Origin of the sequence: Flavobacterium sp. (assembly GCF_043778725.1) — a bacterium.
Taxonomy (GTDB): domain Bacteria; phylum Bacteroidota; class Bacteroidia; order Flavobacteriales; family Flavobacteriaceae; genus Flavobacterium.
Genome location: NZ_JAYWFT010000068.1, coordinates 41,403 through 61,037 on the forward strand (window position 1 = coordinate 41,403; position 19,635 = coordinate 61,037).

At 32.3% G+C, this 19,635-nt stretch carries 14 protein-coding genes; 8 read left to right on the forward strand and 6 right to left on the reverse strand.

Features of this window, described 5'->3' with window-relative positions; genetic code table 11:
- Nucleotides 1–54 precede the first annotated feature (54 nt).
- From kdpB to ACH2CG_RS05910, 5 genes are all read right to left on the reverse strand, one after another.
- Nucleotides 55–2,073, reverse strand: coding sequence for a potassium-transporting ATPase subunit KdpB (gene kdpB, locus ACH2CG_RS05890; RefSeq protein WP_395063159.1), 2,019 nt, complete (start codon nucleotides 2,071–2,073; stop codon nucleotides 55–57).
- Nucleotides 2,074–2,083: 10 nt separating this feature from the next.
- Nucleotides 2,084–3,784 carry a potassium-transporting ATPase subunit KdpA gene (gene kdpA / locus ACH2CG_RS05895; RefSeq protein WP_395063161.1) on the reverse strand — a complete coding sequence of 567 codons (1,701 nt, stop codon included), beginning with the start codon at nucleotides 3,782–3,784 and terminating at the stop codon, nucleotides 2,084–2,086.
- 79 nt (nucleotides 3,785–3,863) lie between these two features.
- Nucleotides 3,864–3,941, reverse strand: a complete 78-nt coding sequence (locus ACH2CG_RS05900; RefSeq protein ID WP_073246669.1) for a potassium-transporting ATPase subunit F — start codon at nucleotides 3,939–3,941, stop codon at nucleotides 3,864–3,866.
- A gap of 83 nt (nucleotides 3,942–4,024) precedes the next feature.
- On the reverse strand, nucleotides 4,025–4,306 hold the full coding sequence (locus ACH2CG_RS05905) for a hypothetical protein (RefSeq protein WP_395063163.1): 282 nt from the start codon (nucleotides 4,304–4,306) through the stop codon (nucleotides 4,025–4,027).
- 170 nt (nucleotides 4,307–4,476) lie between these two features.
- The gene (locus ACH2CG_RS05910) at nucleotides 4,477–5,814 is read right to left on the reverse strand and encodes a sigma-54-dependent transcriptional regulator (protein ID WP_395063165.1); all 1,338 of its coding nucleotides are present in this window, start codon (nucleotides 5,812–5,814) and stop codon (nucleotides 4,477–4,479) included.
- Between the two features lie 180 nt (nucleotides 5,815–5,994).
- Between ACH2CG_RS05910 and ACH2CG_RS05915 the strand changes: the two genes are divergently transcribed.
- Nucleotides 5,995–6,468 (forward strand): PA2169 family four-helix-bundle protein, encoded by a 474-nt coding sequence (locus ACH2CG_RS05915; protein WP_395063166.1) that lies wholly within the window; start codon nucleotides 5,995–5,997, stop codon nucleotides 6,466–6,468.
- A 201-nt stretch (nucleotides 6,469–6,669) separates the two neighbouring features.
- On the opposite strand, the gene ACH2CG_RS05920 is transcribed toward ACH2CG_RS05915, so the two are convergent.
- Nucleotides 6,670–7,416, reverse strand: a complete 747-nt coding sequence (locus ACH2CG_RS05920) for an NUDIX domain-containing protein (protein ID WP_395063168.1) — start codon at nucleotides 7,414–7,416, stop codon at nucleotides 6,670–6,672.
- Nucleotides 7,417–7,578: 162 nt separating this feature from the next.
- Between ACH2CG_RS05920 and ACH2CG_RS05925 the strand changes: the two genes are divergently transcribed.
- From ACH2CG_RS05925 to ACH2CG_RS05955, 7 genes are all read left to right on the forward strand, one after another.
- Entirely contained in the window at nucleotides 7,579–10,053 is a 2,475-nt protein-coding gene (locus tag ACH2CG_RS05925) for a glycoside hydrolase family 3 C-terminal domain-containing protein (protein ID WP_395063170.1), read from the forward strand.
- Nucleotides 10,054–10,183: 130 nt separating this feature from the next.
- Nucleotides 10,184–11,002, forward strand: coding sequence for a 3-methyl-2-oxobutanoate hydroxymethyltransferase (gene panB / locus ACH2CG_RS05930; RefSeq protein WP_395063172.1), 819 nt, complete (start codon nucleotides 10,184–10,186; stop codon nucleotides 11,000–11,002).
- A 34-nt stretch (nucleotides 11,003–11,036) separates the two neighbouring features.
- Nucleotides 11,037–11,732, forward strand: a complete 696-nt coding sequence (locus tag ACH2CG_RS05935; RefSeq protein WP_395063174.1) for an RluA family pseudouridine synthase — start codon at nucleotides 11,037–11,039, stop codon at nucleotides 11,730–11,732.
- Nucleotides 11,733–11,805: 73 nt separating this feature from the next.
- Nucleotides 11,806–13,182: a hypothetical protein gene (locus ACH2CG_RS05940; protein WP_395063176.1), complete on the forward strand. Its 1,377-nt coding sequence runs from the start codon at nucleotides 11,806–11,808 to the stop codon at nucleotides 13,180–13,182.
- Nucleotides 13,183–13,184: 2 nt separating this feature from the next.
- Nucleotides 13,185–14,513, forward strand: a complete 1,329-nt coding sequence (locus ACH2CG_RS05945) for an aldehyde dehydrogenase (protein WP_395063178.1) — start codon at nucleotides 13,185–13,187, stop codon at nucleotides 14,511–14,513.
- 118 nt (nucleotides 14,514–14,631) lie between these two features.
- Nucleotides 14,632–18,618, forward strand: coding sequence for a PAS domain S-box protein (locus ACH2CG_RS05950; protein WP_395063180.1), 3,987 nt, complete (start codon nucleotides 14,632–14,634; stop codon nucleotides 18,616–18,618).
- A gap of 19 nt (nucleotides 18,619–18,637) precedes the next feature.
- Complete coding sequence (locus tag ACH2CG_RS05955; protein ID WP_395063182.1) at nucleotides 18,638–19,504, forward strand: neutral zinc metallopeptidase; 867 nt, start codon at nucleotides 18,638–18,640, stop codon at nucleotides 19,502–19,504.
- Nucleotides 19,505–19,635 lie beyond the last annotated feature (131 nt).

Sequence of the window (19,635 nt, forward strand, 5' to 3'; positions counted from 1 at the left end):
CTCAATTATTTATTTCGTTTCTTAATTTTCTTTATTCTATTCTCTTTAATCTTCTTAAACAAATAATGACACTACTAAATCAATCAATTTTATTCCAATAAACGGAATGATTACACCACCAATTCCGTATATAAATAAATTTCTACGCAACAAGGCTGAAGCACCAATTGGTTTATAAGCAACTCCTCGAAGTGCCAATGGAATAAGGAATGGAATGATAATCGCATTGAAAATCACAGCCGATAAAATCGCACTTTCCGGACTGTGTAATCCCATAATATTCAAACCTTGTAAAGCTGGAATCGCAGTAATGAAAAGTGCCGGGATAATAGCAAAATACTTCGCAACGTCATTCGCAATCGAGAAAGTTGTAAGCGTTCCTCTAGTCATTAAAAGTTGTTTTCCAATCTCCACAATTTCAATTAATTTCGTTGGATCATTATCTAGATCGACCATGTTTCCAGCTTCTTTTGCGGCTTGCGTTCCACTGTTCATGGCAACTCCAACATTCGCTTGAGCCAAAGCTGGCGCATCATTTGTTCCGTCACCCATCATGGCAACCAACCTTCCTTCGGCTTGCTCTTTTTTGATGTAGTTCATTTTATCTTCTGGTTTGGCTTCGGCTATGAAATCATCAACACCAGCTTTTTCAGCGATAAACTTGGCAGTCAACGGATTATCTCCAGTAACCATAACGGTTTTGATTCCCATTTTGCGCAAACGCTCAAAACGTTCTTTCATTCCGGTTTTGATAATATCTTGCAACTCAATCACACCTTGAACTTGATTGTTTTTGATCACCACCAAAGGCGTTCCTCCATTAGACGAAATATCAATTACTTTTTGCGCTGTATCTTGTGGAAACGAATTTCCAGCTGTTTCAGAAATGTTTTTCGCTGCATCTTGCGCACCTTTTCTAATGTTAGTTCCATCTTTTAAAACCACACCAGAAGTTCTAGTTTCAGCAGTAAATTTGATTAAGGTTGCACCTTCAATCGATAGTTTATTGGCAACATCTTGCCCAGCTAATTCGACAATACTTTTTCCTTCAGGTGTATCATCAGCAAGCGAACTCAATACAGCAGATTTGATAAAATCTTCTTGAGAAATTCCTTTTGTTGGATAAAAAGACGTTGCTTTTCTGTTTCCAATAGTGATTGTTCCTGTTTTGTCTAAAAGTAACACATCAATATCTCCAGCAGTTTCGACCGCTTTTCCTGATTTTGTAATTACGTTGGCACGCAACGCTCTATCCATTCCGGCAATTCCGATAGCTGATAATAATCCGCCAATAGTTGTTGGAATCAAACACACAAATAGAGAAATAAATGCTGCTATGGTTATTGGTGCGTTAGCATATTTTGCAAATGGCGCTAATGTAACAGTTACAATAATAAATACTAATGTAAATCCAGCTAGCAAAATAGTCAATGCAATTTCGTTTGGTGTTTTTTGACGGCTTGCACCTTCTACCAACGCAATCATTTTATCAAGGAAACTTTCGCCAGGTTCTGATGTTACCATTACTTTTATTTTATCCGAAAGCACTTTTGTTCCTCCAGTTACCGAAGATTTATCGCCACCAGATTCTCTAATTACTGGTGCACTTTCTCCAGTAATGGCACTTTCGTCTATTGTTGCTAAACCTTCTATGATTTCTCCGTCGGTTGCAATAATATCGCCAGCTACGCAAACAAATACATCGCCTTTTTTCAATTGTGCAGACGAAATGGTCTGTCCGTTTTCTAATTTTGCAGGCGTTTCTTCACGTGTTTTTCTTAAACTGTCGGCTTGTGCTTTTCCTCGTGCTTCGGCAATCGCTTCAGCAAAATTTGCAAAAAGCAACGTTAGAAATAAGACAAGAAAAACAATGAAATTATAGGCAAAACTTCCTTGTGAACCTTCTCCACTTAAAATCCAAAGACATACAAAAAGCATTACAGCTGTTCCAATTTCAACAGTAAACATTACTGGATTTTTGAACATTATTTTGGGGTTGAGTTTCACGAAAGACTGTTTTAATGCTTCGTTTACCAACTCTTTTTGAAATAAATTATTTTGAGATTTACTCATGATATTTTAATTATTTAGCTGAAAAATATTCAGCGATTGGACCTAAAGTTAATGCTGGGAAAAATGATAAAGCGGCTACTATAAAAATAACTGCAAAAACCATCAATCCAAAGGTGGCTGTATCCGTTTTTAAGGTTCCGTTACTTTCTGGAATGTATTGTTTTTGGGCTAACATTCCAGCAATAGCAACTGGTCCGATAATTGGTAAATATCTAGCCAAAAGCATCACAATTCCTGTAGCAATATTCCAAAACGGAGTATTATCTCCTAAACCTTCAAATCCACTACCATTATTGGCAGATGATGATGTGAATTCGTATAACATTTCACTAAATCCGTGATAACCAGGATTGGCTAACCAACTAGCTAATGCTTCTGGATTTGAAGCGTATAAATGACTTGCCAAAGCGGTTCCAACCAAAATTAAAAATGGATGTAACAAGGCAATAATCATCGCGATTTTCATTTCCTTGGCTTCAATTTTCTTACCTAAAAATTCTGGTGTTCTACCAACCATCAATCCGCTGATGAAAACACCAAGAATTATGAAGATGTAAAAGTTTAAGAATCCAACTCCAACTCCGCCATAAAAACAGTTAATCATCATTCCAAGAAGTGTTGTCATACCGGCAATTGGCGTCATACTGTCATGCATTGCATTTACAGAGCCATTACTTGTAACTGTTGTGTACGTTGCCCAATTTGCGGAAGCAGCAGCACCAAAACGGACTTCTTTTCCTTCCATACTTCCCATATTTTGAGCAATTCCCATGTGAGAAATCGCAGGATTTCCGTTCATTTCGCTAATCACTGTTGGAATTAATAAAATCAGAAATCCCAAGGTCATAACGCTGTAAATTGTCCACGAAAGTTTTTTTCGTTTTAATATAAATCCTAAAGCAAAAATCATCGCAATCGGAATCAAAAAGATGGAAACATTTTCCACTATATTAGTTAAGTAATTTGGGTTTTCCATAGGATTGGCAGAATTCGGACCGTAAAATCCACCACCATTGGTTCCTAATTGTTTGATAGCCACAAAAGCGGCAACCGGACCACGACTTACATTTTGTTCCTTTCCTTCTAAAGTTGTGATGGTATCTTTTCCTTCAAAAGTCATTGGAGTTCCATTCATTACCAAAATAATTGCTACAACAAATGACAAAGGCAATAAAACTCTAGTACACGATTTAACAAAAAAGCTATAGAAATTTCCTAAAGTTTCTGATGTTTTTTCTTTCATAGCCATAAAAACAGCAGCACAAATTGCCATTCCGCAACCAGCACTGATAAATTGCCAAAGCATCAAAGTCAACTGACCTAAATAGGACAATCCGCTTTCGCCAGAATAATGCTGTAAATTGGTATTGGTTATAAAACTTATTGTAGTATTAAAAGCCAAATCACCACTCATGGAAGGGTTTCCATCTGGATTTAAAGGCAACCAAACCATATTTGTAAGCACGAACATTGAAATTACGAACCAAACAACATTGATGGTTAAAAGTGCTATCAAATGTTGTTTCCAGTTCATTTCTTTCGTTGGATTAATTCCTCCAATTTTGAAAAATAATTTATCGATTGGATTAAAAATTTTGTCCAACCAAGTGCTTTCATAATTGAATATTTTGCCGATGTAACGACCGAGCGGAAGGGCTAAAAGCATAACCAATCCATACATAACGATAATTCCGAGTAGTTCAGAGTTCATAATTTTATTTAGGATTTTAGAATTTCGATTTAGGATTTAAACTAGAATTTTCTAATTATTCCAATATCTAATTTTCTAATTAAAATTTTTCGGGTTTAATTAAAACATAGCAGATGTAAATAAAAACCGCTATGGCAATGATGAAAAGTGGTATCATAATTTAGATTTTTTCAAAAATTTCGATCATTTTAAAAAACAAAGCGAATAAAATCAATCCGCTTATAGAAAGGATAATTGCCATCATACTCCAGAGGTGTTTATTTGTTTAAGATATTCCGCTTTAAGCGCTTGAGGAAAGAGATTGGAAATGTTGCAATGACGCAATTCCATGAAGGTAGAAACCGAGAAAACGTAAACGTTAGAAATAGCGTTTTTGGTTTCGTAACTTCCTGTAGCAAACAATCGTTCGGCAAGTGCCAAGCATTTTTTGGCTCTTATAATGTTTCCAGAAACGATGGCTGACTTAGTAATTTCAGCAAACCGTTCAGCTTGTTTGTAAATGGTAGTAACCTGATTTTTCATTAGTATGAATTTTTATGTTCATTCGCCTAATGCCAAAAGTTGTTCCAATAAATTAAAAATTATGTAAGCTATTGTAAATGTTGATTTTGTGATTTATGTGTCAAAAATTAGGTATAAAAAAACCTATCATTTTGATAGGCTTTTATCGTTTTGGAAGTATTTTAATGTACTTATTGAATAGTGTATTCGTCTAATTTTCTATATAAAGTAGCAATCCCAATTTCTAATAATCTTGCGGTTTCCGCTTTGTTTCCTTTGGTATAATTCAATACTTTTTGAATGTGTAATTTCTCAATACTTTGCATTGAAAAAGCAGACATTGATTTATTAGAATTATCTTGCTGATGCTGAATTTCATAAGGCAAAACGTCTTGAGTTAAAATTTCATCCGCTAAAATAACCGAGCGTTCAATGATGTTTTTTAGTTCCCGAACATTTCCCGGCCAATGATAAGCTTCTAATTTTTGAAGAAAATCTAGCGAGATTTGTAATTGTTTTTTATTGGTTTTTTCAGAAAATTGTTTGACAAAATAACTCGTCAAAGGTGAAATGTCTTTTATTCTTTCGCGCAATGGCGGAATTTTAATTTCGAAAATATTCAATCGGAAATACAAATCGGAACGAAAAGTATGGTTTTCACTTTCCGTTTTTAAATCTCGGTTTGTGGCTGCAATTAATCGGAAATTGGATTTTTTGGTAGTCGTATCGCCAACTGGAATGTACTCGTTGGTTTCTAAAACACGAAGTAATTTGGCTTGCAAATCAATGGGCATCTCTCCTATTTCGTCAAGAAATAAAGTTCCGCCATTAGCTTCTTCAATAAAACCTTTTTTATCTTTTAAAGCTCCAGTAAAAGCGCCTTGTTTGTGTCCGAATAATTCACTTTCTAGAATTTCTTTGCTAAATGTGCTGCAGTTTAAAGCTACGAATGATTTTCCAACTCGAGTACTATTTTCGTGAATCGCTTGCGCAAAAACTTCTTTTCCTGTTCCAGTTTCTCCAGTAAGTAAAACAGTCGAATCGGTTTTAGCTACTTTTTTGGCTAAGTCAATAACTTGTTCTAAAGCTTTTGATTTTCCAATTATGGTATCAAAGGAATATTTATCTGAGATTCGTTTTTCTAATTTTTGAACTTTCTTTTGCAGTTCCGATTTTTCTAATGCCTTGTATAATAGCGGAATAATTTTATCGTTATCATCGCCTTTTACAATATAATCAAACGCGCCATTTTTCATGGCTTGAACACCATCGGCAATTTTGCCAAAAGCGGTTAAAAGAATTACTTCCACCAAAGGAAAATTTGACTTAATTTTTTCAAGAAAATCAACACCATTTCCGTCAGGAAGTTTTACATCACATAAGATTACGTCGATATCATTCGCTTCTAACTTTTTGAAACCCGATTTTAAATCGCCTGCTTCTATAACATCAAAACCTTCCGATTTTACAATTCTTGCAAGAAGTCCACGAAGTTTTTCTTCGTCGTCAATAATGAGGATATTTTTCAATACAAATAAATTTTAATTCCAAAAATTATCATGTAAAAGTATATAAAAATATAATTAGAAAAAAAACTACCCTAAAAAACAGCAGTGAATATTACAAATTATTCAAAGATTTTTATAACACATTAATTGTTTGTTTTTGAGAATTTTACACTTCTAAAAATCATTAAAATTTAAAACAAAATGGACAACGAAAAAAAAATTGAAGTATTCAACTCATTAATTATAATTAATAATGATAGAATTGAAGGGTACAAAACTGCAGAGGCTGAAGCAAAAGAAACAGATTTGAAAATGCTTTTTTCAGATTTGATGGAAACTAGTGTCCAAAATCGAAAAGAATTGGTGGAAGAAGTTAAAAAGCTTGGCGGAACACCAGATGAAGGAACTAGAGCTACTGATAAATTTTTTAGAGTTTGGATGGATGTTAAAGCAGCATTTACTAATAACGACAGAGAAACAATACTTGACTCTTGCGAATATGGTGAAGATGTGATACTTGAAACCTACAAAAAAAAGTTAATTCAAGAGCATCAAGATACAAATACTATAGATCAAGACATGCTCAATAAACATTACGCTTTATTAAAAGTGGATCATGACAAAGTGAAAAATTTAAGGGATGCAATTGCTAATGAAAAAAAATTGACTGAGTAGTAAATAGGGTTATTTGAGAAGAAATTAATTAGTATAACTACTGATTTATTGCTTACAATTGTGTTTAAATTTTGATACCTACAAATTGTCAACCATTTTGTAGGTATTTTTATTAATTTTCAGATTTTTAATTTTAAACTTAATGCTAAGATTTGAGAAAGAATTCTACACTGTTTATTTTATTTTACTTTAATAAAAAAACTACCAACCTTCGTTTAAACCATTTTTTAAAGCGACTTGATACTTCTTTACATCAAATTTATATAAATCTGGAGCTTTATGAGCACCACCTTTTCTAATCTCATCTAGTTTTTCAAGAATATCATAACGAAGCATTTTTCTATAAAAATTGCCTCTGTTTAATTTTTTTCCAAGGATAATTTCATATAATTTTTGCAATTCGGGCATTGTAAATTTTTCTGGCAACAAGCTATATCCTATTGGCTTATGATTTAATTGTTTGCGCAAGGTAAGTAATGCTTTATCAAAAATACTTTTATGATCCATCATAAAATCTGACAATTCATCGATAGATTTCCACTCGCAAGCATCAGATATTTCATCGACCACTAAATTTACTTGAGAAAAATCAACCAATGCATAAAATCCAACTGAAATAAACCGTTGCTTGTTCCAGAGAGTATCGGGATAACCTTCAAAAAAATCTTCCGAACGATTTAAATCTCCAAAGACTCTAAATTGTTGTAAATAAATATCTTTAGCCCCAGTTCTATCATATAAAATTCTTGAAGCACCATCTCTTAAATTTTCTGTTTTTAAAACATAACCTCCAGGAAGAGCCCACAAATTTTGATCTTTAATTTTTGTAACTAAAACTTTTAATGTTGTATCATGAAAACCAAATACAACACAATCTATTGATAAATTTGGAATATAAATTTCCCAAGCTGTAGCTGATTTTTCTTCTATTATTTTTCTAAACTCCATTGTCATAAATTGATTACAAAAATACAAAATTGATTGCTATTTTAACATTTAAAAATAGGATATTATAAAAATAAGTACTCTTTTTTTACAAATATCGAAAAAAAATAATTAATATTGCTTCATATTGAAGCATTAAAACAAATAACCATAAAATCAACTCTAATGAAAAAACCAATTTTATCAAAAATTGCTAAAACTTCACTGTTAACTGCGCTAGTTATATCAAGTGTCGCTTGGAAAAACAACGATTTGAAGAAGGATGACGAAAATCCAAAAATAACTATAGACGGATTTACATTTTCTGATTTAAATAAAAACGGAAAATTAGATAAATATGAAGATTACCGTCTTCCAATGAATGATCGAATTAAAGATTTGATTAGCAAAATGACCGACGATGAAAAAGCAAACATGCTAATTGGAATTGGAATGCCAGGATTTGATGTTAAAACTTTTAAATTTACATCGGAAGGATTTCAAGGAAAAGTTCCAGGAGCTGCAGGCGGAACTTATGAATTAAAAAGATTAGGAATTCCAACAGTAGTAGTTTCTGATGGTCCAGCAGGTTTAAGAATTAATCCTAAAAGAAACAACGACACCAACAATTATTATGCAACGGCTTTTCCTGTTGGAACGGCTTTAGCATCGACATGGAATACCGATTTAATAAAAAATGTTGGTAAAGCAATGGGTAACGAAGTTAAAGAATACGGTGTTGATGTTTTACTTGGACCTGGAATGAACATTCATAGAAATCCATTGTGTGGTAGAAATTTCGAATATTACTCTGAAGATCCTTTACTTACAGGTAAAATTTCGGCAGCAATTGTAAACGGAATTCAATCTAATGGCGTTGGAACTTCTGTAAAACATTTTGCAGCGAACAACCAAGAACGCAATAGAATGGGCGTAAATGCACACATTAGTGAAAGAGCGTTGCGTGAAATTTATTTACGTGGATTTGAAATTACGGTTAAAGAAGCGCAACCTTGGACAATAATGTCGTCTTATAACTTAATTAACGGAACATATACTTCTGAAAGAAAAGATTTATTATCAACTGTTTTAAGAGACGAATGGGGTTTTAAAGGCTTAGTAATGAGTGACTGGTTTGGTGGATATGATGGTTTTGGAGGTAAAAATTCTCCATTTGCACCCAATTCGGTTAGTAATGTTACCGCACAATTATCGGCTGGTAATGATTTATTGATGCCCGGAATGCCTACGCAAAAACAAGCTATTTTAGATAATATTAAAAGCGGAAAATTAGCTGCCAAAGATGTAAATAAAGATTTAACTCGAATATTAGAATTGGTAATGAAATCGCCGTCAATGAATAATTATAAATATTCTGACAAACCAAATCTTAAAGCCAATGCCGAAGTTACTAGACAAGCTGCGGCAGAAGGAACAATTTTATTGAAAAACGATAACAATGCTTTACCATTAACATCTAAAACAACAGCATTAGCAGTTTTTGGGGTTACCTCATACGATTTTATTTCTGGCGGAACTGGTAGTGGTGATGTAAATGAAGCTTATACTATTTCGCTAATTGACGGATTAACAAATTCTGGGTTTTCTATCGATAAAGATTTAGAAGGTTTATACAAACCTTATTCGGCAGATCAAAAAGCTAAAGAACTAGAACGTCGTGAAAAAAATGGTGGATTAATGGCTTCGCCTAAGCGTATAGAAGAATTGATGTTAAGCAATGATATGATTGAAAACAAAGCCAATACATCGGAAATTGCTTTACTAACCATTGGAAGAAATTCAGGTGAAGGTGACGATAGAAAAGTAGATGCAGATTTTAATTTGGCTCCAGATGAAGTTGTCTTGATTGACGCTGTTTCTAAAGCTTTTCATGCAAAAGGAAAAAAAGTAATAGTTGTTTTAAATATTGGTGGTGTAATTGAAACTGCTAGCTGGAAAAACAAAGTAGATGCTATTATTTTACCATGGCAACCAGGACAAGAAGGAGGAAACTCTGTAGCCGATATTCTTTCTGGAAAGGTAAATCCTTCTGGAAAACTAACAATGACTTTTCCTGTAAATTATGAGGATGCCGCAGCAACTAAAAACTGGATAGGAACACCAGTAGAAAACCCTACAAGTGTAACCTACCAAGAAGGAGTTTATGTTGGATATCGATATTTTAATACATTCAATGTAAAACCATCCTACGAATTTGGATATGGTTTATCGTATTCTACATTTGATTATTCTGATATTAAATTGAGTTCAAGCTCTTTTGTAGGTAAATTAAACGTTACGGTAACTGTAAAAAATACAGGAAAAACAGCTGGTAAAGAAGTGGTTGAATTATACGTATCTGCTCCTTCTAAATCTATTGACAAACCAACATCTGAATTAAAAGCATTTGCAAAAACCAATTTATTACAACCAGGTGAAAGTCAAACTTTAACAATGACATTAAATCCCAAAGATTTAGCATCGTTTATTACTTCTAAAAATGCTTGGATTGCCGAAGCTGGTTCGTATAAAGTAGCTGTTGGATCTTCATCATTGAACATCAAGAAAACGGCCGATTTTAAAGTTGCAAAAGAATTGGTTGTTGAAAAAACAAATGCATCATTTGCTGCAGATGAGAAATTTACAGATTTAAAAAAATAAATTTAATTTTTTAACTTTTTTAAAAATGGATTTGAATTATATCAAATCCATTTTTTTTGTTTCATAAGAATATGTTTTACTACTTTTACAGCTTTAAATCTAATATTTGAAATCTAAAACATAATATTCAATGTCAGTAGCCAAAAAAGATTACAAAAGAATTACAGTAAAATCATTAATTGAAATGAAAGCCAATGGCGAAAAAATCTCCATGCTAACAGCTTACGATTATACAATGGCGAAAATTGTTGATTCTGCAGGTGTAGATGTGATTTTAGTTGGTGATTCTGCAAGTAATGTTATGGCTGGTCACGAAACTACGTTGCCAATAACTTTAGATCAAATGATTTACCACGCATCAAGTGTTGTTCGCGCCATAGAACGTGCATTAGTTGTGGTAGATTTACCTTTTGGAAGTTACCAATCAGACTCTAAAGAAGCATTGCGCTCTTCTATAAGAATTATGAAAGAAAGTGGCGGACATGCAGTAAAACTTGAAGGTGGAAGCGAAATAAAAGAATCTATAAAAAAAATATTAAACGCTGGAATTCCTGTAATGGGACATTTAGGGTTGACACCACAATCAATCTATAAATTTGGAACATATTCTGTACGTGCTAAAGAAGATGAAGAAGCAGAAAAATTAATGGAAGATGCCAAACTTTTAGAAAAACTAGGCTGCTTTGCAGTTGTACTTGAAAAAATTCCTGCGCACTTAGCCCAAAAAGTAGCCCAAAGTATTTCGATCCCAGTAATAGGAATTGGAGCTGGTGGCGGTGTTGATGGTCAAGTTCTTGTAATTCACGATATGCTTGGAATGAATAATGAATTCAGTCCACGATTTTTGAGAAGATATTTAGATTTATACGATCAAATGACAAAAGCAATTGGAAATTATGTTGCCGATGTAAAAAGTAAAGATTTCCCTAATGCTAATGAGCAATATTAGTAATTAATTATTTAGTAACTAGCAAACAGCAATTTTGGCAGAAAAAATAGTTTCCAATAAATCCAATCTCCAAATTCTTCACGAAGACAATCACATCATTGTGGTTAACAAGCGCGTTGGCGATATTGTACAAGGCGACAAAACTGGCGATAAACCGCTTTCTGAAGTTGTAAAAGAATATATTAAAGAAAAATACAATAAGCCAGGCGAAGTCTTTCTGGGTGTAGTTCACAGGTTAGACAGACCAACAACCGGAATTGTAGTTTTTGCTAAAACAAGTAAAGCACTAACACGTTTAAACGAACTTTTTAGCAATAGAGAAACTCAAAAAACCTATTGGGCAGTGGTAAAAAACAAACCGCCCAAAACCCAAGATAAACTTATTCATTATCTAAAAAGAAATGAAAAAAACAATACTTCTAAAGCACATTCTAGAGAAGTTCCAGACAGCAAATTGGCCTCTTTAGATTATAAAATTATAAAAGAATTAAATAATTATTTCGCTCTAGAAATCAATCTTTATACTGGAAGACATCATCAAATTCGTGCACAATTGCAAGCCGTTGGAAGTCCAATAAAAGGCGACTTAAAATATGGCTTTGACCGAAGCAATCCCGATGGTGGCATACATCTTCATGCCAGAAAATTGGTTTTTATACATCCTGTTTCTAAAGAAAATATTGAAATTGTTGCACCAACACCAGATGACGTAATTTGGAAAGCGGTTTAAACTATTTCTACATTTTTTTCGTTTATTAAATAGTTGTCCTACCTTTATACTACCTAACCTAAAATTTAAAAACATGAAAAAATCAAGTTTAATTGCCTTATTACTAACAACTTTTATGGGGTTTTCCCAAGATCATTTTGCTGGATTAAGCACTTCAAGTCGTGTAGGAATTATGAGCACATCTATAAATCCTGCCGAATTAGCAAATATGTCTAATAAGTTTGAAATAAATCTTGTAGGATTGAGCGTAAATGTTTCTAATAATAAAGTTGGTTATAGCGATTTATTTTCTGATACAGATTTTGAAACCCTACTCTTTAAAGGAAATGAACCGGTAAATTTAAGAGCAACTACTGAAATTTATGGTTTAGGAGTAGCTATGAAGTATAAAAAATGGGGTTTAGCTATTACTTCGAAAGCCAACGGAAGATTAGACGTTATTGATGTTGACCCAAGACTTGGAGATGCATTGGTTAATGCCGGAGCCAATAGTATCTTTGGTTCATCAACGATAAAAAATGATTACAACCAACGATTGAGTGGTACAACTTGGGGTGAAGTTGGATTTACATTATCAAGAAATTTATTGGATACAGAAAAATATAAATTAAATGTTGGAGCAACTTTCAAACTTCTTTTTCCTGGATCGTATGCCAATCTTGGATTAGATAAATTTCAAGGTACCATAACAAACAATGCTGGTCAAGTATATTTAAATAACACAACAGCCAATTTAAATATTGCTTATTCGGGCGGATTGGCCAATAGTTTTTCTAATTTTAGTGATTATTCACAATCCGTTTTTGGCGGTTTAAATGGTTTTTCTGGAGATATTGGCGTCAATTTTCAATGGAAAGACAAACCAGAAACCAATCCGAAGAAAAATCTAAATAAATATATAATAAATGCTGGTTTGGCATTGAGAAATATGGGTGCTATGACGTTTAAAGATGATAATAATTACAATACCAATTATCAGCTTAACATTCAATCAACACCAACACGACCGCTTGGATTGAACCTTAATCAATTTGAAAATATAGATAATCTTCAAGATATTGAAACGCTACTTGTTAATCAAGGTTATCTAAATATTGTACCCTCTAAAAAAGATTTTAAAGTAAAACTACCTACACTTTTTTCTGCTTATGCCGATGTGAAAATTATCTCAACTTTACACATAACTGGATATATTCAACATAAAGTGAATGATGATAATGCCAACGATCAAATCTCGGTTCAAAATAGTTTTACAATAACTCCAAGAGTAAATTTAGGCTTTTTTGAAGTCTATTCGCCATGGACACAAAGCGAAATTTCTGGTTTAAATGGCGGAATAGGTTTTAGACTTGCAGGCTTTTATCTTGGCTCAAGTTCTATTGTAACGGCATTGATAAACGACAGCAAACAAGGCGATTTTTATGCAGGTTTTAGATACGCATTTCTTTAAAAATGGACTACCAATTTAATGTCAATTACAGAAAAGAAAAGTTAAAACAACTTTTAAATGTTATTATCAAATATGAAAATGATATAACTATGGCTTTGTATAATGATTTTAAAAAACCAGAATTTGAAGCCTTTATCACTGAAACAAACTATGTAATTTCCGATTTAAAACAAACCATAAACAACATAAATAAGTGGGCAAAACCCAAACGAGTCGCGGCTTCTATTTTTAATTTCCCATCGTCAGATTATGTTTTAAGCGAACCTTATGGCAGTGTTTTAATAATTTCACCATGGAATTATCCTTATCAATTGGCACTTTGTCCATTAATTGCCGCAATTGCTGCAGGAAATAAAGTGGTACTTAAACCGTCCGAATTAACACTAAATACATCGTCAATAATTAAAAAAATAATTACCGAAGTATTTGATGAAAATCATGTAATGGTGAAAGAAGGCGGCATTGAAGTTTCGCAAGAATTATTGTTGCAACGTTGGAATTATATTTTCTTTACAGGAAGTGTAGCCGTTGGAAAAGTGGTTGCCAAAGCAGCAGCCCAATTTTTAACACCTATAACATTAGAACTTGGCGGAAAAAACCCATGTATTATTGATGCAAATTGTAATATAAAATTAACCGCCAAAAGAATTGTTTGGGGAAAATTTCTTAATGCAGGACAAACTTGTATTGCACCCGATTATGTATTGGTAAATGCAAAAATAAAATCTAAAATTAGTGCAGCCATAAAAGAAGAAATAATTCTCGCTTATGGTGAAAATCCAGAAAAATCACCCGATTTTGCGAGAATTGTAAATACTAAAAACTGGCAACGTCTTCATGATTCTCTAATTAATGAAAAAGTACTTTGTGGCGGACAATCAAATGCATCCAATTGTTACATTGCGCCTACCCTTTTGGACGAATCTAAATTGGAAAGCTTGGTCATGCAAGATGAAATTTTCGGACCCATTTTACCAATTATCAGTTATGCAAACGAAAGCGAAATTGATGCCATAATTTCAAGATATGAAAAGCCATTATCGCTCTATGTTTTTTCAAACAATACAAGATGGGCAAAAGAAATAGTAAAAAAATATTCTTTTGGTGGAGGTTGCATTAATGATACTATAGTACATTTTTCTAATAATAAATTACCTTTTGGTGGCGTTGGAAATAGCGGAATTGGAGCCTACCATGGAAAATTAAGTTTCGATGCCTTCTCGCACCAAAAAGCAATAGTAAAAAAAGCAACTTGGCTAGACATTCCTTTTAGATATGCACCTTACAGCAATAAACTTAAATTTTTAAAAAAAATACTACAATTATTCTAAATGTAAATTTATTTAAATATTATTTGTATATTGCTTTGATAATTTTAACATAATATCAATGTTAACCTCTAATAAAGCAGTACTTTTTTTTTTCAATGTGAAATTGAATAGTGCTTTTATGAAATTTATTTATTGCATTTTATTTATTAAAGAATCATCGTTCACTTTTTTTTACAATAATGGTTGGATTTTAGCTGCCGTTCTTGTTTTGGTTTTATACCTAATCTATACAATAGCAGATAAAACCCGCAATTTTCAATTAAATTTTGAAAATGATTTTTCAGAATTTGAACCCAAAGAGCAACAGTACAACCTTTACCTACTTTTTTTGGGCATAACTTTGCCTCTGGTAGAACTCATTTTTGAAATATTTAAAGTGAGAGCAACCTCATTTTTAATTCCCAATTGCATTTTTGGCGGCGTACTGGTAATAACCTATTTTATTAGTACCAAAACCAACTTAATAAAAAATTATTTAAACTGTATTTTCATATTTCTGTACCTACTTTATTTTGGTTACAGCTTCTATTCAATACTATTTTCAGGCTTTGAACTAGTATCATATATTGAACTTATAATCACTTTTTTTCTTGCCTATAATGCATTTAAAAGTTTAATACAGTATTGGGTTTTCTCTGTTATAGTTTTATTTTTCACCATTAGTTTGTACCACCAAAATTTAATAAATACCAATTTAGTTATTATTCTATTCAATTCTTTTTTGGCAATTATAGCCATTCACACTGCTAGACACATTGCATTAGTAAATACCAAAAACAAATTTTTATTTGCAAATGAAATCGTAAATAAAGGAAATTCAATCACTATAGCAACCAATAAAAAAGGAGAATTATCATATTGTAGCGATCAAGTAAAAGATTTTTTAGGCTATTTACCGCAAGAAGTATTGGGAATGAATTTCTGGAAACTCACCGAAGATCCAGAATTTATAGGTCAAGAATACCACAACAATTATACCGATAACAGGCTGTATGTAAGACGTTTAAAATGCAAAAATGGAGAATTCAAATACATTCAATGGAAGGATAAAAAATTTAATGAAAATTTAATAATTGGAATTGGTCAAGATGTTACAGAACAAATTCATATTCAAAACCAACATCGAAATCTTATAGAAAATGCCACAGATATAATTTATGAAACTGATACAACAGGAAAATACACCTATATCAATAAATATTCTGAAAAAATAATGGGGTATTCGATAGAGGAAATGTATAAAAAACATTTTTCCTTTTTTATTAGAAAAGATTATAAAGAGAAAGCACAAGAGTTTTACAATAAATTATTGAAAGATATTGATGTCTATCCAACCTTTATTCTTCCTGTTTTAGACAAATACAACAATACCATTTGGTTATCACAAAATGTATCTGCCAAAAGAAATGAAAACAATAGAATTATTGGATTTACAGTTATTGCAAGAGATATTACAGTTGTAAAAAATATTGAAATTGAAAGTTTAAGAAGAGAAAAAAAAATAAGACGCTATAATGATGTTATCTATAAACTTACTTTAAAAAGTTTTTCTAGCCAAGAAAGTTTTGATGCATTTTTAAAATATGTACTTAAAATAGTTGCCGAAAAAATTGATGTAAACAGAGTAAGTTTTTGGAACTACCATACCGATAAAATAAAATGTTCAGAGTTATATATAGCCAACAAAGACTATTTTGAAAAAGGATTTGTGCTTTATAAAAAAGACTATCCCAACTATTTTAAGGCAATAGAAACAGAAAATCAAATTATTGCAAATGATGTCTATAAAAATTTAGAAACTAATGAATTTTGGAAAGAATACTTTCCCAAAAATAATATTATGTCAATGTTAGATTCACCAATATATTCTAACGGACAATTAATTGGAATTTTATGCATAGAATCTACAACAAAAATTAAAAATTGGGATACAGAAGATATTAATTTCTCTAGATCAATTTGCGATTTTATTGCTATTTCAATGGAAACCCATAAAAGGCTTGAAGCCGAAAAAAAACTTGCTTACAAAACAGAAATATTGAGTGTAATAACTAAAATTACAGACAAAGTATTAATTAGTAAAAACAACGACGACATATTTGAAGGAATAATAGATGCTATTGGTAAAGTTACAAAAGCAGATAGAATGTCGTTTTTTATCAACAATGAAAACAATCAAACTGTAGAACAAAAGCAACGATGGACAAGTGAAACAGATGCAATTACGCCCATAAATCCGCAATTAAGAACTGTTGCCCATAGCAAAATTCCAGAAGTAATTGAAGTACTAAAACAAAACAATACTTTCAACTCTTTTGTAAACGCAATAAAAGATACCACAACAAGAGATTTCTTGAGTGCACTTAAGTCTAAATCGGTGTTATTTTTACCTATTCAAGTTAAAAAAAGCTTTTATGGGTTTATAGTTTTTGATGATTCCGAAAAAGAAAGAATCTGGACAGAAGACGAAGTTACAACACTTTTAACTTTAGTAAACAATATTTCGTCAGCAATAGAACGCAACATAAACGAGTCAATTATTAAAGAAAGTGATGAAAAATTTAGATTACTAGCCAACAATATTCCAGGATCAGTTCACCTTTCAAAATATGATGATACATGGACTAAAATTTATTTAAACGACGAAATTGAAAAACTAACAGGGTATCCAAAATCCGATTTTCTACAAAGTAAAATTCATTATATAAATTTAGTCCATCCAGAAGATTTGAATATTGTTTATGACAAAGCAAATGAATTGTTTATTGAAAAGAAAAAAATACATCTTATATACAGAATAATTCATAAAAAAGGACATCATATTTGGGTAGAAGAATTTGGCGAACCAATTTTAAAAAATGGCGAAATAATTAATGTAGTAGGTATCTTTATAGACATTACCCAACGAATGGAAGCCGAAGAAGCAATAAAAGAAAAAGAATATGCAGAAGCCGCTAACAAGGCCAAATCAGAATTTTTAGCCAATATGAGTCATGAAATAAGAACACCTCTTAACGGCATTATTGGTTTTACAGATTTATTGAAAAATACAAACCTCGAAACCATCCAAAAAAATTACATGAATACCATAAATGAATCGGCTCAATCACTCATGGAAATCATTAATGACATTCTAGATTTTTCCAAAATAGAATCAGGAAAATTAGAACTAGACATAAGAAAATACAATGTAACCGATCTTGTAAATCAAGTAATAGAACTAGTTAAATATGAAACAAATATTAAAAAACTTAATCTAGATCTAAAAATTGATGAAAATGTTCCTGTTTATATCTATACAGACAACATCAGGCTAAAACAAATTCTTATCAATTTACTAGGAAATGCAATTAAATTTACAGAAAACGGAAGTGTCATCTTGTCCATTTCCAACCAACAAACAATCGATAAAACTACCAACAAAATAAATTTTTCTGTAAAAGATACAGGAATCGGAATTAAAACTAATTTTCAACAACAAATTTTTAATGCCTTCTCACAAGGAGACAACTCAACTACAAGAAAATTTGGAGGAACAGGACTAGGATTAACAATTTCCAATCAACTACTCTCTTTAATGGGTAGTAAATTAGATTTAGAAAGCGAATATGGAATAGGTAGCAACTTCTATTTTGATGTAATTTTACAAACATCTAATGAAAATATCAACGAAGAAATTAATAATCAAGAACAAATTTTAAAGGAACGAATAAATGCAAACTATGGCCACGAAAACTTTAAAGTTCTAATTGTAGAAGACAACAAAATAAACATGCTGCTGGCCAAAACTTTAATAAAACAAATCGTTCCAAACGGAAGCATTTTCGAAGCAGAAAACGGCAAAGAAGCCATAGATAAATTTAACGTTTTACAACCCGATTTAATATTAATGGACATACAAATGCCCATAATGAATGGCTACGAAGCAACTAAAGAAATTAGAAAAACAAAAAAAGGAAAACACTTACCAATTATAGCTTTAACAGCTGGCACGGTTGTTGGTGAAAAGGAAAAATGCTTAGAAGCAGGCATGAACGATTATGCTTCCAAACCTATAATAAAAGAAGCTTTGGAAGATATTATTTCAAAATGGATAAAAAACTAAAAACTAAAAAAACTAAAGTATGAAATGGATTGGTAATCGTCAAAGTGACAATGTAGAAGACAGACGCGGAATGTCTGGCGGAGGAAAAGCAGTAGTTGGTGGTGGAATAATAGGTATTGTAATACTATTACTTAACCTCTTTGGTGGCGAAAATGCCAAAATGCTTACACCTGTCTTGGAGCAAATGAACCAAGGAAAACAAACCGAACAAACAGGAGAAACAGCCGAACTAACTCCCGAACAAAAAGAAACTGGCGATTTTGCCAAAACAATTTTTGCCTACACAGAAGACACCTGGGGACAAATATTTCAAGAAAACAATCTAGAATATGAACAACCAAAAATGGTATTATTCTCGGACGCAGTAGAAACAGCTTGCGGTAGCGCAACATCTGCATCTGGACCATTTTATTGTCCTGGTGATAAAAAAGTTTATATGGATCTAGAATTCATGAAAGAACTAAAAACACGTTTTGGCGCACAAGGTGGCGATTTTGCAACAGCCTACGTAATTGCACACGAAGTTGGACACCACATTCAAACACTGCTAGGAACATCAACCAAAATGCGCCAAGCACAACAAGGATTGTCAGAAGCAGAAGCCAATAAACTATCCGTTTGCCTAGAACTTCAAGCCGATTTCTACGCCGGTGTATGGGCCAAATACAACAATAAATACCTTGAAGTTGGCGATATAGACGAAGCACTTTCTGCCGCACAAGCCGTTGGTGACGACGCCATTCAAAGTAAAATGCAAGGTCATGTAGAACCCGATACCTTCACACACGGAACATCCGAACAAAGAAAATATTGGTTCAAAAAAGGCTTTGCAACAGGCGATATTAACCAAGGAAACACCTTTAAAGAAGCAGGTTTTAATCTTTAAGAGCCAATCCAGCTATCCGTTTCAAGAAAACACTACAAGAAAACATTTTTCTATAAAATAAAGGAGCTTCCGTTGGTCGCTCTTTTTTTTATGAAAAATTAGTTATCTTCTAGCCTTTTGCTTTACACTCC

Excerpts from the sequence above, each read along its gene's own strand:
- kdpA (WP_395063161.1), bottom strand. The coding sequence starts at position 3,784 with ATGAACTCTGAACTACTCGGAATTATCGTTATGTATGGATTGGTTATG.
- ACH2CG_RS05950 (WP_395063180.1), top strand. The coding sequence starts at position 14,632 with ATGAAATTTATTTATTGCATTTTATTTATTAAAGAATCATCGTTCACT.
- ACH2CG_RS05900 (WP_073246669.1), bottom strand. The coding sequence starts at position 3,941 with ATGATACCACTTTTCATCATTGCCATAGCGGTTTTTATTTACATCTGC.
- panB (WP_395063172.1), top strand. The coding sequence starts at position 10,184 with ATGTCAGTAGCCAAAAAAGATTACAAAAGAATTACAGTAAAATCATTA.
- ACH2CG_RS05915 (WP_395063166.1), top strand. The coding sequence starts at position 5,995 with ATGGACAACGAAAAAAAAATTGAAGTATTCAACTCATTAATTATAATT.
- ACH2CG_RS05940 (WP_395063176.1), top strand. The coding sequence starts at position 11,806 with ATGAAAAAATCAAGTTTAATTGCCTTATTACTAACAACTTTTATGGGG.
- ACH2CG_RS05925 (WP_395063170.1), top strand. The coding sequence starts at position 7,579 with ATGAAAAAACCAATTTTATCAAAAATTGCTAAAACTTCACTGTTAACT.
- kdpB (WP_395063159.1), bottom strand. The coding sequence starts at position 2,073 with ATGAGTAAATCTCAAAATAATTTATTTCAAAAAGAGTTGGTAAACGAA.
- ACH2CG_RS05945 (WP_395063178.1), top strand. The coding sequence starts at position 13,185 with ATGGACTACCAATTTAATGTCAATTACAGAAAAGAAAAGTTAAAACAA.
- ACH2CG_RS05920 (WP_395063168.1), bottom strand. The coding sequence starts at position 7,416 with ATGGAGTTTAGAAAAATAATAGAAGAAAAATCAGCTACAGCTTGGGAA.
- ACH2CG_RS05955 (WP_395063182.1), top strand. The coding sequence starts at position 18,638 with ATGAAATGGATTGGTAATCGTCAAAGTGACAATGTAGAAGACAGACGC.
- ACH2CG_RS05905 (WP_395063163.1), bottom strand. The coding sequence starts at position 4,306 with ATGAAAAATCAGGTTACTACCATTTACAAACAAGCTGAACGGTTTGCT.